Annotated in this window: 13 protein-coding genes; 6 read left to right on the top strand and 7 right to left on the bottom strand. The window is 73.6% G+C overall.

Going from position 1 to position 13,081, the window contains the following annotated elements:
• Window positions 1-80: 80 nt before the first annotated feature.
• Together ACZ4Z3_RS25080 and ACZ4Z3_RS25075 are read right to left on the bottom strand one after the other, a co-directional pair.
• A complete protein-coding gene (locus ACZ4Z3_RS25080; protein ID WP_468503085.1) occupies window positions 81-1,607 on the bottom strand; it encodes a hypothetical protein in 1,527 nt (508 codons plus the stop codon).
• Window positions 1,608-1,739: 132 nt separating this feature from the next.
• Window positions 1,740-2,435: a GntR family transcriptional regulator gene (locus tag ACZ4Z3_RS25075; RefSeq protein WP_468503084.1), complete on the bottom strand. Its 696-nt coding sequence runs from the start codon at window positions 2,433-2,435 to the stop codon at window positions 1,740-1,742.
• A gap of 158 nt (window positions 2,436-2,593) precedes the next feature.
• On the opposite strand from ACZ4Z3_RS25075, the gene ACZ4Z3_RS25070 reads away from it, so the two are divergent.
• Genes ACZ4Z3_RS25070 through ACZ4Z3_RS25050 form a run of 5 tightly spaced genes read left to right on the top strand, consistent with a single transcriptional unit; the run spans window position 2,594 to window position 7,067 of the window.
• Window positions 2,594-3,916 (top strand): MFS transporter, encoded by a 1,323-nt coding sequence (locus ACZ4Z3_RS25070; RefSeq protein WP_468503083.1) that lies wholly within the window; start codon window positions 2,594-2,596, stop codon window positions 3,914-3,916.
• Window positions 3,913-4,800 carry a putative hydro-lyase gene (locus ACZ4Z3_RS25065; protein WP_468503082.1) on the top strand — a complete coding sequence of 296 codons (888 nt, stop codon included), beginning with the start codon at window positions 3,913-3,915 and terminating at the stop codon, window positions 4,798-4,800. Before ACZ4Z3_RS25070 ends, ACZ4Z3_RS25065 begins: the two co-directional genes overlap by 4 nt.
• A 31-nt stretch (window positions 4,801-4,831) precedes the next feature.
• On the top strand, window positions 4,832-5,590 hold the full coding sequence (locus ACZ4Z3_RS25060) for a LamB/YcsF family protein (protein ID WP_468503081.1): 759 nt from the start codon (window positions 4,832-4,834) through the stop codon (window positions 5,588-5,590).
• The gene (locus ACZ4Z3_RS25055; RefSeq protein WP_468503080.1) at window positions 5,587-6,198 is read left to right on the top strand and encodes a 5-oxoprolinase subunit B family protein; all 612 of its coding nucleotides are present in this window, start codon (window positions 5,587-5,589) and stop codon (window positions 6,196-6,198) included. Before ACZ4Z3_RS25060 ends, ACZ4Z3_RS25055 begins: the two co-directional genes overlap by 4 nt.
• Entirely contained in the window at window positions 6,195-7,067 is an 873-nt protein-coding gene (locus ACZ4Z3_RS25050; RefSeq protein ID WP_468503079.1) for a 5-oxoprolinase subunit C family protein, read from the top strand. The genes ACZ4Z3_RS25055 and ACZ4Z3_RS25050 overlap by 4 nt, the downstream gene beginning before the upstream one ends.
• Window positions 7,068-7,142: 75 nt before the next feature.
• Here the strand turns inward: ACZ4Z3_RS25050 and ACZ4Z3_RS25045 are convergent, their stop codons facing one another.
• From ACZ4Z3_RS25045 to ACZ4Z3_RS25025, 5 genes are all read right to left on the bottom strand, one after another.
• Entirely contained in the window at window positions 7,143-7,991 is an 849-nt protein-coding gene (locus ACZ4Z3_RS25045; RefSeq protein ID WP_468503078.1) for an SGNH/GDSL hydrolase family protein, read from the bottom strand.
• Window positions 7,988-9,175 carry a glycosyltransferase gene (locus tag ACZ4Z3_RS25040; RefSeq protein ID WP_468503077.1) on the bottom strand — a complete coding sequence of 396 codons (1,188 nt, stop codon included), beginning with the start codon at window positions 9,173-9,175 and terminating at the stop codon, window positions 7,988-7,990. The genes ACZ4Z3_RS25045 and ACZ4Z3_RS25040 overlap by 4 nt, the downstream gene beginning before the upstream one ends.
• Window positions 9,172-10,302 (bottom strand): glycosyltransferase family 4 protein, encoded by a 1,131-nt coding sequence (locus tag ACZ4Z3_RS25035; protein WP_468503076.1) that lies wholly within the window; start codon window positions 10,300-10,302, stop codon window positions 9,172-9,174. Before ACZ4Z3_RS25035 ends, ACZ4Z3_RS25040 begins: the two co-directional genes overlap by 4 nt.
• Window positions 10,303-10,441: 139 nt before the next feature.
• Window positions 10,442-11,860 carry a HEAT repeat domain-containing protein gene (locus ACZ4Z3_RS25030; RefSeq protein ID WP_468503075.1) on the bottom strand — a complete coding sequence of 473 codons (1,419 nt, stop codon included), beginning with the start codon at window positions 11,858-11,860 and terminating at the stop codon, window positions 10,442-10,444.
• Between the two features lie 302 nt (window positions 11,861-12,162).
• Window positions 12,163-12,555 carry an ankyrin repeat domain-containing protein gene (locus ACZ4Z3_RS25025; protein WP_468503074.1) on the bottom strand — a complete coding sequence of 131 codons (393 nt, stop codon included), beginning with the start codon at window positions 12,553-12,555 and terminating at the stop codon, window positions 12,163-12,165.
• A 306-nt stretch (window positions 12,556-12,861) separates the two neighbouring features.
• Here ACZ4Z3_RS25025 and ACZ4Z3_RS25020 point away from each other — a divergent pair, with 306 nt between their 5' ends.
• A complete protein-coding gene (locus ACZ4Z3_RS25020) occupies window positions 12,862-13,056 on the top strand; it encodes a hypothetical protein (protein ID WP_055714125.1) in 195 nt (64 codons plus the stop codon).
• Window positions 13,057-13,081 lie beyond the last annotated feature (25 nt).

The following is a 13,081-nucleotide window of genomic DNA, read 5'->3' as shown; positions in this document are numbered from 1 at the left end:
GGAACGGCTGTCGCGACAGGTCTCGGAACTGGGGACAGGGACAGCGGGGGCGGGGCCCGTGCGGGGGCCCGAGGGCGTTCTCATGCCGCCTCCGAACGGTCGGCCGCCATCCCGGCCGCGTCCAGCAGTGCCGTCCCCACGATGAGGTCGGCCCCGCCGAACTCCGGGTCGTCCAGCTCCGTCCCGTCGTCCACCGCGAAGAGCAGCTTCTCCTCCCCCTGCCGGTAGGCCGTGCCGACCGGGGGGCTGGCCGCGTGCACGGCCAGCAGGGCGACGAGATAGGGCAGTTCGGGGTCGGACCGCCGGGCCTCCGCGAGCAGTCCCGACAGCCGTCGGGGCGCGTCGGCGGGCAGGTCCAGCAGCCGCATGGCCGCGGCCAGCTGTTCCTCGCTGAACCGGCTGTCGTCCGGGGTGGCGATCAGGTCCGGCTCCGGCATCTCCGCGCCCAGGTGCTCCCGCTCCACCGGGGGCGTGAACAGGAGGTCGACGAGGTCCCCGAGCCGCGGGGATCCCGGCGTACGCAGCCCCGTCCCGCGGGCGAAGAACGCGTCGGTCACCCGCCGGGCCTGCTCCACGGGCAGCGGCAGCAGCGGGGCGAGCAGATGGCCGTAGAGGTCGGTGCCCGAGGTCGTCATGGGGGTGGCGAAGGCCTGCCGGTCCTGCTCCGCGCGGAACAGGGGGCCGGCCTCCAGCAGCCGGGACTGCAACTGGGTGTGCCGCCGGATGCAGTCCTTGACGATGTCGACGAGCTCGGCGGCGCGCCGCTTCTGCTCGGGGTCCTCGGACTCGTCGCGGGCCTTGCGGATATTGGTGAGGATCGCGTTCTCGTGGCGGTAGCGGTCGGCTACGTGGTCGAGCGCCTCGGCGATCATGTCGGGGACGGCCCGGAGCCAGTCGACCGCGCGGACGTTGCGCCGGGTGGCGTCCAGGGCCTTGCGGAGCGTCTCCGAGTACTGCACGGTCCGGTAGCGCGCCTGTTCGGCGGCGAGCTGGGCATCGGCGAGCCGGCCCCGGCTGATGAGGACCTCCAGCTTGACCTCGGCGGCGATCTGCGCGCTGGTGACGTCGGTGTCGAGGGCGCCCACGAGGACGTTGACGGCCTCGTCGGTGGTGCGGAGGTAGACCCCGCCGCCGTAGCCGGGGACCTCCTCGATCAGCTTGAAGTCGTAGTCGCGGCGCACATAGGTGCCGTCGGAGGCGAAGGTGCCGTAGACGGCGCGGAACCCGCGGTCGACGCTGCCGACGTTGATCAGGTTCTCCAGGACCCAGCGGGCGACGCGCTCGTGCTCCTCGACGGGGCGCCGCGGGGCCTGGGCGGCGATACGGGGGATGAGCCGGGCGACGATCTGGTCGTGGTCGGCGCCGGTGTCGAAGTCCATGTTGAGCGTGACCAGGTCGATCGCGGCGAGGGCGACCTCCGCCATGCCGTACACCGAGTACTCACCCGCGAGGTTGGCCTTGCGCGCGTCGAGGTCGTGCAGCGGCGCGGTGCAGGCGAGGGCGCGCAGCCGCCGCGCCAGGCCCTCGTCGGCGGCCGGGCCCGGCGCCGGGCGCGGCCCCGCACTGAGCTGGGGCGGAACGCTGTCCGTCGATACGGGTGAAGTCACGGTGCACAGATTAGGTCCTGGGTCTGACAGCGACCCAAATCGCTGCGCCGGGGCGGGGCACCGGGCCGGGCTGAGAACGCCACGCCATCGGGCCGGGCGAACGCCGTGCCCCCGGGCTGGGTCGCAGCCCGCTCAGGACACGTCGGCCACCCGGCGGCCGTAGACCTCGACCAGGCCCTGCAGCGAGTCGTCGAGGTACTCGGCCAGCATCTCCTCGGCCCGGTCGCGTTCCCCCCGCTGGAGCGTCCCGAGGATCAGCTGGTTCCGTGCCAGGTACGGCTCGTAGAGCTTGCGCGGGTTGTCCACCACGTGGAACGCGAGCCGCAGTTCGGCGAAGACGCTCCGCATGAGTTCGTCGGTGCGGGCGCTGCCCGCAAGGGCGACCAGTTCGCGATGGAAGTGGATGTTGGCGGTGGAGACGCCCTTCCAGTCGCCCTCTCGCGCCTGCCGCTGACCGTCGGCGACGGCCGCGGCGAGCCCGTCGAGGCCGTACGGCGGCTCGCCGAGCCCGCGGACGACGGCGCACTCCACGAGCCGGCGGGTGCGGTAGATGTCCTCGACGTCCTGGACGGTGAGGACCCGCACGAAGACCCCGCGGTTGAGCTCGTGCACGAGGAGCCGTTCATGGGTGAGCAGGCGGAACGCCTCCCGGAGGGTGTTGCGGGAGACCCCGAGGGCGCCGCCGATGCTGTCCTCGGACAGGCGGGTGCCCGGCGGGAAGAAACCTTCGGCGATCCGGCTCCGGAGGATGTCCGAAACCCGCTCGGCGGTGCTGGTGCGGCCCAGCAGGGCCCGGTCGTCGGCAAGTCCCGTCAGTTCGGCGGCCATGCGCCGAATTCAACCGCAGTCGTCAGAACGAGACAACATGGGTATTGAAGGATCGTTCAACGATCCTCTACCTTGCTGACAGGCGCCCTGAAACATGGCTCAGCACGACGGCACGGCTCACCTCTCACGCATCCTCCGTCCCTCATTGCGAGGTGCTCATGAGCTCGACCCCTCCCTCGTCCCCGGTCCCTACGACCACATCTCAGCCCCAGGCGGGCGCACCCGCCGCTGACGACGGCGCGTTCGGCTGGCTGCGCGCCCTCGGTCCACGCGGCCGCCGCGCCTTCGGTGGCGCTTTCGGCGGCTACGCCCTCGACTCGTACGACTACTTCACGCTGCCGCTGAGCATGGTCGCGCTCACGGCCTACTTCGGGCTGGACAGCGGCCAGACCGGCCTGTTCACCACGGTCACGCTGGTCGTCTCGGCGATCGGCGGCGCCGCCGCGGGTGTGCTCGCGGACCGGATCGGCCGGGTGAAGGCCCTGATGATCACGGTGATCACCTACGCGGTGTTCACCGTGGCCTGCGGCTTCGCGCCCAACTACGAGACGCTGCTGGTCTTCCGGGCCCTCCAGGGCCTCGGCTTCGGTGGCGAGTGGGCGGTCGGCGCGATCCTGGTGGCCGAGTACGCGAGCGCCAAGCACCGGGGGCGCACGCTCGGCGCGATCCAGAGCTCCTGGGCCGTCGGCTGGGGGCTCGCCGTGATCGTCTACACGGTGGTCTTCTCCGTCTTCGGCGACGACCTCGCCTGGCGCGTGATGTTCTGGACGGGAGCCCTGCCCGCGCTCCTCGTCGTCTGGGTGCGCCGCTCGGTCGAGGACGCCCCGGAGGCGGCCGCCGCGCGGGAGCGGAGCACCGAGAAGGGCTCGTTCGCCGCGATCTTCCGGCCCGGCACCGCGGCCGCTCCCGGCCTGCTGCGCACGACGCTGTTCGCGGTGCTGCTGTCCACGGGGGTCCAGGGCGGCTACTACACGCTGGCGACCTGGGTGCCGACGTATCTGAAGACCGAGCGCGACCTGTCCGTCGTCGGCACCGGCGGCTATCTCACGTTCCTGATCTCCGGTGCCTTCATCGGCTACCTCACCGGCGGCTACCTCACCGACCGCCTGGGCCGCAGGCGGAACATCTGGCTGTTCGCGGTGCTGTCGGCGCTGTGCATCCTGGCGTACGCGAACATACCGAGCGGCGCCAACGGCCTTCTCCTGGTGCTCGGTTTCCCCCTCGGGTTCTGCATGTCGGCGATCTTCAGCGGCTTCGGGTCGTACCTGAGCGAGCTGTACCCGGCGGCCGTGCGCGGCACCGGGCAGGGCTTCACGTACAACACCGGGCGCGCCGTCGGCGCCGTGTTCCCGACGACGGTCGGCTTCCTGGCGGACAGCTGGGGTGTGGGCGGCGCGCTGGTCTTCGGCGCGATCGGCTACGCCCTGGCGGCCGTCGCCCTCCTCGGTCTGCCGGAGACGCGCGGGAGGGAGCTGGTATGAACCCCGCGACCGCACAGGACCTCCCGCTGTCCGACACCGACCCGACGTGGGACGGCGCTTCCTCCCTCACCCCCGACGACCGTCCCGTGACCCTGGTCGAGCCGCACGCGCACGCGTGGAGCCCCGGTGAGGCCCGCGCCCGGTTCCGCGCCGGGCTGCCGGGGCCCACCGCAGGGGTCGCGGCCGGGCACACCCAGGCGAACCTGATCTCGGTGCCCGCCGACTGGGCGTACGACATGCTGCTGTTCTGCCAGCGCAATCCGAAGCCGTGTCCGGTACTCGACGTGACGGACGCTGGAGCCTGGACCACCCCGCTCGCCGCGGGCGCCGACCTGCGCACCGACCTTCCCCGCTACCGGGTGTGGGAACACGGCGACCTGGTGGCCGAACCGACCGACGTGGTCGACGTCTGGCGGGACGACCTGGTGTCGTTCCTCATCGGGTGCAGCTTCACCTTCGAGTGGGCCCTCACCGAGGCCGGCGTCCCGATGCGCCACATCGAACAGGGCCGCAACATCCCCATGTACGTCACCGGCCGCCAGTGCCGGCCCGCGGGCCGGCTGCACGGGCCGATGGTGGTGTCGATGCGTCCGGTGCCGCCCGAGCATCTCGCCGCCGCGATCCGGGAGAGCAGTCTGCTCCCGGCGGTGCACGGCGGCCCGGTGCACTGCGGGGAGGCGGCCGGCCTCGGCATCGCCGACCTGTCGCGCCCGGACTTCGGCGAGGCCGTGACCGCCGAGCCGGACGACATCCCGGTGTTCTGGGCCTGCGGGGTCACCCCGCAGGCCGCCGTGATGGCGTCGCGCCCACCGTTCGCGATCACTCACGCGCCGGGGCGGATGTTCCTGACGGACGCCCGCGACGAGCGGTATCGCGTGGTCTGAGCGAGAGCCCGGAACGAGCAGAATGGGAACCATGACCTCGATCGACCTCAACGCCGACCTGGGCGAGGGCTTCGGCCGCTGGCGGCTGACCGACGACGAGCAGTTGCTCACCGTCGTCACCAGCGCCAACGTGGCCTGCGGCTTCCACGCCGGGGACGCGGCCACCATGCGCCGGGTCTGCGAACAGGCGGCCGAGCGCGGTGTACGGGTCGGCGCCCAGGTCTCGTACCGCGATCTGGCGGGCTTCGGGCGGCGCGCGATGGACGTGCCGCCCGCCGAACTGGCGGCCGAGGTGGCGTACCAGATCGGCGCCCTGGAGGTCTTCGCCCGCGCGGCGGGCACGCGCGTGTCGTACGTGAAGCCACACGGCGCGCTCTACAACCGGGTCGTGCACGACGAGGCGCAGGCGGCGGCGGTGGTCGACGGGGTGGTACTCGCCGACGCCGCGCTGCCGGTCCTGGGCCTGCCCGGCTCCCGCTTCCTCGACCTGGCGGCGGGAGCGGGGCTGCCGACGGTCACCGAGGCGTTCGCCGACCGCGCGTACACCGCGCGGGGCACCCTCGTGCCGCGCGGCGAGGACGGCGCGGTGATCACGGACGCCGACGCGGTGGTCGGGCGGTCCGTGGAGCTGGCCCGCTCCGGCACGGTCGTCGCGCACTCGGGGGAGCGCATCCCCGTCCGCGCCCGCTCGCTGTGCCTGCACGGCGACACACCGGGGGCCGTGGAGCTGGCCCGCCGGGTGCGGGCCGAGCTGGCGGCGGCGGGGGTGCGTGTGGAGGCGTTCGCATGAGGGCGCTGCCGGTCGGCGATCGCGCGCTGCTGATCGAGGTGGACTCGGGTCAGGAGGCCGAGGCCCTGCACGCCGAGCTGCTGCGCCGCCGCGCCACGGGTGAGCTGACGGTGGAGGAGCTGGTCCCCGCGGCCCGTACGGTCCTCCTTGACGGTCTGGACGCCCCGTCCCGCCTCGCCGAGCGCCTCGCCACCTGGGAGGTGCCGCCCGTCCCGCCGCGCACGGAGGACGTCGTCGAGATCCCCGTGCGGTACGACGGCCCCGACCTGGGCGCCGTCGCCGCGCACTGGGGGGTCGACGAGGCGGAGGTCGCCCGTATCCACGCGGCGGCTGAATTCCGCGTGGCGTTCTGCGGGTTCGCCCCCGGCTTCGGCTACCTCACCGGGCTGCCGCGCGAGGTGCCGCGCCGGGCGACGCCCCGCACGGCGGTCCCGGCGGGTTCCGTGGCCCTGGCCGGTCCGTACACCGGTGTCTACCCGCGCTCCTCGCCGGGCGGCTGGCAGCTGATCGGTACGACGGACCTCGTCCTGTGGGACCCCGCGCGCGTGCCGGCCGCGCTGCTGACGCCGGGCACCCGTGTCCGCTTCACCCCGGTGGCGGCGCCATGAGCGACCGTGCCCTCGCCGTCGTCCGGGCCGGTGCCCTGACCACCGTCCAGGACCGGGGGCGGCCCGGCCAGGCGCACCTCGGCGTCCCCCGCTCGGGGGCGCTGGACGCGCCCGCCGCCGCCCTGGTCAACCGTCTGGTGGGCAACGCCCCGGAGGCGGCCGTCCTGGAGACCACGGTCAACGGCTGCTCCGTACGGCCCCGCGCGACGGTCACCGTCGCCGTGGGGGGCGCGCCCTGCCCGGTCACCGTGGACGGCCGCCCGGCGGCCTGGGGAGCGCCCGTGCGGGTTCCCGGTGGCGCGCTGCTGGACATCGGGCCGGCACGCGCGGGGGTACGCAGTTATCTCGCCGTCTCCGGCGGCGTGACCGTCGAACCGGTCCTCGGCAGCCGCTCCACGGACCTGCTGTCCGGTCTGGGTCCTCCCCCGCTGACGGACGGCACCGTGCTGCCCCTGGGACACCCGACCGGGCCGCACGCGTGCGTGGACGCCGTTCCGCACCCGGCGCCGCCCTCGGAGCTGGTCCTGCGGGTCACGCTGGGCCCACGCCACGACTGGTTCACGGGCTCGGCGCTCACCACCCTGGCCTCCCGTCCCTACGCCGTGTCGTCGGCGAGCAATCGCATCGGGCTGCGCACGGAGGGCCCCGCGCTGGAACGGGCGCGACCGGGTGAGGTGCCGAGCGAGGGCATGGTGCTGGGAGCGGTCCAGGTGCCGCCTGACGGCCGCCCGGTCGTCTTCCTCGCCGACCATCCGACCACCGGCGGCTATCCGGTGATCGCGGTCGTCGACCCGGCGGACCTCCCGGCCGCGGCCCAGGCCACACCGGGCACGCCCGTGCGATTCATCGCCGTACGACACCGCCGCTGACCGACCGTACGACGCCGCCTCCACCCCACTTCCACGGTGGTCTCACGGGCACCGGTTTCCCCGGCGGCGGTCGCCTCACGCCACCTCCGGCCGCTGCTCGGACCCCGTCAGCGCCGCGAGGGCCGAGGCCACCGCGTGGGCCGCGGTCAGGTCGAGGCGGGCGCTGGTGCCGCGTGCCTTGTGGCGTACCTCGGCGGCGGCGAGGGTGAGGAGCTGCGGCAGCAGGTCGGTGCACCGCCTGGCCACCCACCCCGTGCCCGCCGTGGCCAGCCACCACAGGCCGGCGGCGCGGGTCGGCGCGGGGGAGCCGGGTTCCGGTGAGGGCGCCGGACCCGTCACGAGCCCGGCCTCCGTGAGCAGCGCGTGGAAGCGGACGGCGAGCCGCCGATGTCCGCGCTCGCCGGGGTGGAGCCGGTCGGCACTCCACATCGCGCGGTCCGTCAGCCAGGCGCCCTCGCAGGCGTGCAGATGGACCGCTCCATGGCGCTCGGACAGGGCGTGCACGACGGTGTTGACGGCCCGCTGCCGCCGGGCGAGCGGCCGGGCGAGGGCTCCGGGCAGGCCGAGCATCGCGCCGGGGTCGGGCAGGCACGCGGTGAGCAGTTCGGCGCCCTGGTCCCGCAAGGCCCCGTACACCTCGTCCAGGCGGGCGGCCACGGCGTGGATGTCGAAGGTGCAGCGCAGGGTGTCGTTGACGCCGATGACGACGGAGGCGATGTCCGGGCGGAGCGCGAGCGCGGCGGACAGTTGGCGGTCCAGGACGTCGCGCGTCTGGGAGCCGCTGACGGCGAGGTTGGTGAACTCCACCTCGGGGGCGAGTCCGTCGGCGAGCAGCGCGGCCCAGCCCCGCCAGCCGTCCGCGACGGGGTCCCCGACGCCTTCGGTGAGGGAGTCGCCGAGGGCCACGAAGCGCAGGGGTCTCATCCGACGCCCTCCCATGCCGGGCGGCCGGCGTGCGCGTCGTGGGCGGCGAGGAAGGCGTCCACGGAGGTCTGCCAGCCGAAGCACTCGGCACGCGCGCGTGCCGCGTCCCGGCGGTCCCGCTCGGGTCGGTCCAGGAGCGACTCGACGGCGTCCGCGAAGGAGGTACCGCTGTCCGCCGCCGTGGCCCCGGCCGACCCGACGACCTCGGGCAGCGCCGAGGAGGAGCTGGCCACGACCGGCGTGCCGCAGGCCATCGCCTCCAGCGCGGCCAGCCCGAACGTCTCGGCGGGCCCGGGCGCCAGGCACACGTCAGCCGTGGCCTGGAGGGCGCCCAGCAGGTGGCGGTCGGCGACATGGCCGAGGAAGGTCACGGGCAGCCCGCGGGCCCGCTGTTCGAGCCGGGCCCGCAGCGGTCCGTCCCCGGCGACCACCAGCACCGCGCGCCGTCCGCGCCGGAGCAGCGCCTCCAGCGCGTCGAGCGCCGTGCCGGGACGTTTCTCCACCGAGAGCCGGGAGCACATCACCAGCAGCACGTCGTCCACGCGCGCGTGCCGCTCACGCACCCCCGGGTCGAGGAGACCGGGGTGCCGCCCCACGAGGTCGACGCCCAGCGGTGCGCGGACGACGTTCCGGGCGCCGATCCTTACGAACTCTCGCTCGGCGAACTCGGTGGTGCACACCACACGCGTGTAGGTGTGGGCGGTACGGACGTTGAGGGCGTCGGCGGCCCGCCGGGCCATCCTCTCGGAGAGGCCCCAGGTGCGCAGCACCCCGTCGGCGGTCTCGTGGGAGACCATCACCGCGGGCACCCGGGCACGTCGCGCCCATGCCCCGGTCCAGCGCAGGGTGGTGCGGTCGGAGACCTCCAGCCGGTCGGGGCGGAGGGACTCCAGGAGGGACGCGACCCGCCGCTTGTCCATGAGGACGCGGTAGCCGCCGGTGCCGGGCAGCAGGGGCCCGGGGAGGGTGATGACGCGGCCATGCTCGGTCTCGCGGTCGGTGTACCGCTCGCCGGGCACGACGAGCACCGGGTGGTGCCCCGCCGCCTCGTAACCGCGCCCCAGCTCCCGCAGGGCGGTGCGCAGGCCGCCCGAGGCGGGTGCCACGAAGTTGGCGAGCCGCACGATCCGCAGGCCCGAGCGGGCGGCGTCGTTCCGTGCGGCCCCGGAGGAAGCCCCGTTCATGCCGCCACCGCCGTCCGCGCCGCGAGCACATCGGCGTAGTGCCCGATGAGCTGGTCGCCGACGGCCGCCCAGGTGCGCCCCTCGACCATGGCCCGCCCGGCGGCCCCGTAGGCCGCCCGCAGCGCCGGATCGCCGGCCAGCGACGACACGGCGTCCCGTACGGCCGCGGCGTCGCGCGGCGGCACCAGCAGCCCTGTACGACCGTGTGCCACGAGGTCCAGCGGTCCGCCGGCGGCGGGGGCGACGACGGGCACTCCGCTGGCCATGGCCTCCTGCACGGTCTGGCAGAAGGTCTCGAAGGGGCCGGTGTGGGCGAAGACGTCCAGGGAGGCGAAGATCCGGGCGAGGTCGTCGCCGGTGCGGCGGCCGAGGAAGACGGCGCCGGGCAGGGCCTCGCGCAGCCCGGGTTCGCTGGGGCCGTCGCCCACGACGACGACGCGTACGCCGTCCAGGCCGCACACTCCGGCCAGCAGTTCGACCTGCTTCTCGGGCGCGAGGCGGCCGACGTAGCCGACGATCAGCTCGCCGTTCGGCGCCAGTTCGCGGCGCAGCGCCTCGTCGCGCAGGGCGGGCCGGAAGCGGACGGTGTCCACGCCGCGCTGCCACAGCTTCACCCGGGGCACCCCGTGTGCCTCCAGGTCACGCAGGGCGACGCCGGACGGGGCGAGGGTGAGGTCGGCGGCGGCGTGGACGGAGCGGATGCGCCGCCAGGCGGCCGCCTCGCCGGCGTGCACATAGGTGCGGGCGTAGCCGGCGAGGTCGGTCTGGTAGATGGCGACGGCGGGGACCCCGAGGCGCGCGGCGGCGGCCATGCCGCGCACCCCGAGGACGAAGGGGCTGGCCAGGTGGACGATGTCGGCCCGGTGGTCGACGATCGCCCCGGCCACCCGGCGGCTGGGCAGAGCGACGCGGACCTGGGGGTAGCCCGGGAGCGGGAGGGAGGGGACACGGACGACGGGGCACGGCGCCTGGAGGTCGGCGCCCGCCGCCGCGCCCGCGGCGGTGGCCGGGGCCACGACGAGCGGCGAGTGACCGCGCGCGACGAGGTGCCGCGCGGTCTGCAGGGCGCAGTGGGCCACGCCGTTCACATCGGGAGGAAAGGACTCGGTCACGATGACGACACGCATACCCGTGTTGTCGTCGTACCGGACGTGGCCGCGTCAACGTGGATCTTTCCGGACGAGGAACGTCCCATGAGCGTTGCGCTGCACACATGTCCAGGTCAGACCGTGTCCATGCCCTCCTGACCTCCGGGTCACGGGCTGTTCACATTGCGGGCATGTCAGGACCGATTCGGCTGCGTACGGCTGTCTGGACCTCGGCCTCCTCGGCCGGGTCGGCCGCCAGTCGGCGGAGCTGGTCGACGACGCGCGTGTCGCCCGTCTCGGCGTGCCGGGCGGCGATCTCACGGGTGGTCTCCTCGCAGTCCCAGAGGCACTCGACGGCGAAGCCGGCCGGGAAGGAGGGGTCGGTGGCGGCGAGTGCGCGGGCGGCGCGGCCGCGTAGGTGGGAGGAGGCGGTCTCCCGGTAGATGTGGCGCAGTACGGGTGCCGCGCAGGCGATGCCGAGGCGTCCGGTGCCGTCGACGAGGGTCCACAGGGTGGGGGCGTCGGGGCCCTCGCCGCGTACGGCCTCGCGCAGGGCGCCCAGCACCAGGTCGCTGTCCTGTGCGCCGCCCCGGCAGGCGAGCATGCGCCCGGCGGCCGCGCCCAGGGCGTCGGGCCGGTGCACCCAGCCGCGCGCCCGGTCGACGGCGGCCACGCTGCGCATCCGTTCGAAGGCGTCGACGGCTGCCTCCACGACCGTCGTGGTGCCGTCGGCCACCGCGCCCTCGATGAGGTCGAGGGCGTCGGGATCGTTGCCGTCGGCGAGATAGCGCAAGGCGGTACAGCGGGCGGCGTCGTCGCCGGACCGGGCGGCCGCGATGATCTCCGGCCGGTCCTCGGGGCCGGCGACGGCCGTGAGGCAGCGCGCGGCCGGCACATGGAGGACGGCTCCGCGTTCGATGCCTTGGCGGGCCCATTCGAAGACGGCGCTGACACTCCAGCCGGGCCGGGGTCCGCTGGGCCGCATCTGCCGCTGCCAGCGGTCGAAGCAGCCGGCTTCCTGGGCGGCACGCACGCGTGTGGCGACGGCCTCGCGGGGGTCGTCGGCCCACAACCGCCAGGGCCGGGGTTCGAAGGCGTCCCGGACGGTGGCGGCGAGTTCCGCCTCGCCCTCCGGGTCGGTGGAGAAGCGGGCGAGGACGGGTTCGGCGAGGGCGCGCAGCCCTTCGTCGTCGTCCCTGAGGGCCAGTTCGTCCAGGGCCCAGGCCCAGTTGGTGCCCGTGGCGGCGTACCTGCGCAGCAGGTCGAGCGCATCTCGCCTGCCGTACGAGGCGAGATGTCCGAGGACCGCGAGCGCGAGTCCGGTGCGGGACTCCTCGGTGTCCAGGACGTCCTCGGCGTCGAAGAGATGCCGTTCGATCTCGTCGAGTTCGCCGTGCAGGTCGAGGTAGAGCCGGGCGTAGTAGAGCGAGCGGTTCTCCACCTGCCAGTCGTGGCGGGGGTCGCTCAGCACACAGGTGTTCAGTGCCGCGAGCGCCTCGGCCCGCGGGGCGGTGAGCGCGTGCAGCGTGCCGTCGCCACGGCCCCGCTGCAGCAGGCCGAGCAGCGTACCGCTGGGCGCTATGAACGGTTCGAACATGGGAAACAGCCTCACATCAAGCGTCGACGCAACCGGGGATCTTGCTCTACCTGGCCGCGTGACAACACGTCGGGGCGCCCGCCGTTTCCTGCTTGCTGTAGACCATCTTCCTCTGCCTCTCGTCAGTGGCCCATGCGGACCGCATCACGGTCCACGTGGTGCGGCAACACCTGCCCAGCCATCGCGTCCGTGAATCACGACGTCATGATGACCCGGCGGTTCTTCCTGCCGCGACCGATATTTCCGGCGGCCCTGTACCGCCTCCCCCGTCTTTCGTTTTTTACCTGGTCAGAACACGTGGATCAGTGTGCGCCGAAGAGTTCGAGCAGCTCGGTCCTGCCGAACATCCGCGCCGTGTCGACGGCGTTCGGCGTGCCCTCCAGCGGGTCGGCGCCGCCCTCCAGAAGAACCCGGATGACACCGGCCTCCCCCTTGAAGACCGCCCCCGCGAGGGGGGTCTGCCCCCGGTCGTTGACGCGGCCCGCCTCGGCGCCGCGGGCCAGCAACTCCCGTACGGCGTCGGCGTGGCCGTGGTAGGCGGCCAGCATCACGAGCGAGTCACCGCGGTCATTGGTGAGTCCGGCCGGGACGCCGGCGTCGACGTACGCCACGAGCGCCTCCGTCTCGCCCCGCCGGGCCAGATCGAAGACCTTGGTCGCCAGCTCCACGACCTCCGGGTCGGGGGCTTCGCTCATCGCCGGGTCCACCTCTCTTCGTGTTGCCGCCACGAGCACGTGTGCCTCTGGAGCGTACGACGACAGCGCCGTACGGGTGAATCGCCAGAGTACTGGCTTCTCGCGCACATGAGCGGTCGTGGCCGAGGCAAAGATCACATCGGGTCACGCGCGGCGCAACAGCCCAGCTCGGGCGGCCGAACGCCCGCTCGCCCGCCCAGGTGGAAACGCCGGGATTTCCCTCATTTGCACCTTTAATCGTATGGATACATGCTGTGACCTTGGAAGGACTCATGGTGACTGTCCCCACCTACCAGGAGAACCCACATGATCCTGAACATCTCCGGCGTCGTTCTGCTCGGCGTCATCGTCTTCCTCTTCTTCCGCAAGGACGGCCTCAAGGCCTCGCACGCCATCGTCGTCACCCTCTTCGGCTTCTACCTGGCCAGTACGGGTATCGCCCCGAGCATCACGGCGGGCGGCGAGAGCCTCGCAGGCCTCCTCGGCGGGATCAAGTTCTGACCCCGTCCCCATCCGTACGCACCTC

The sequence above is a fragment of the Streptomyces sp. NPDC030296 genome, assembly GCF_055572815.1.
This window is presented reverse-complemented; position numbering and strand designations above follow the sequence as displayed.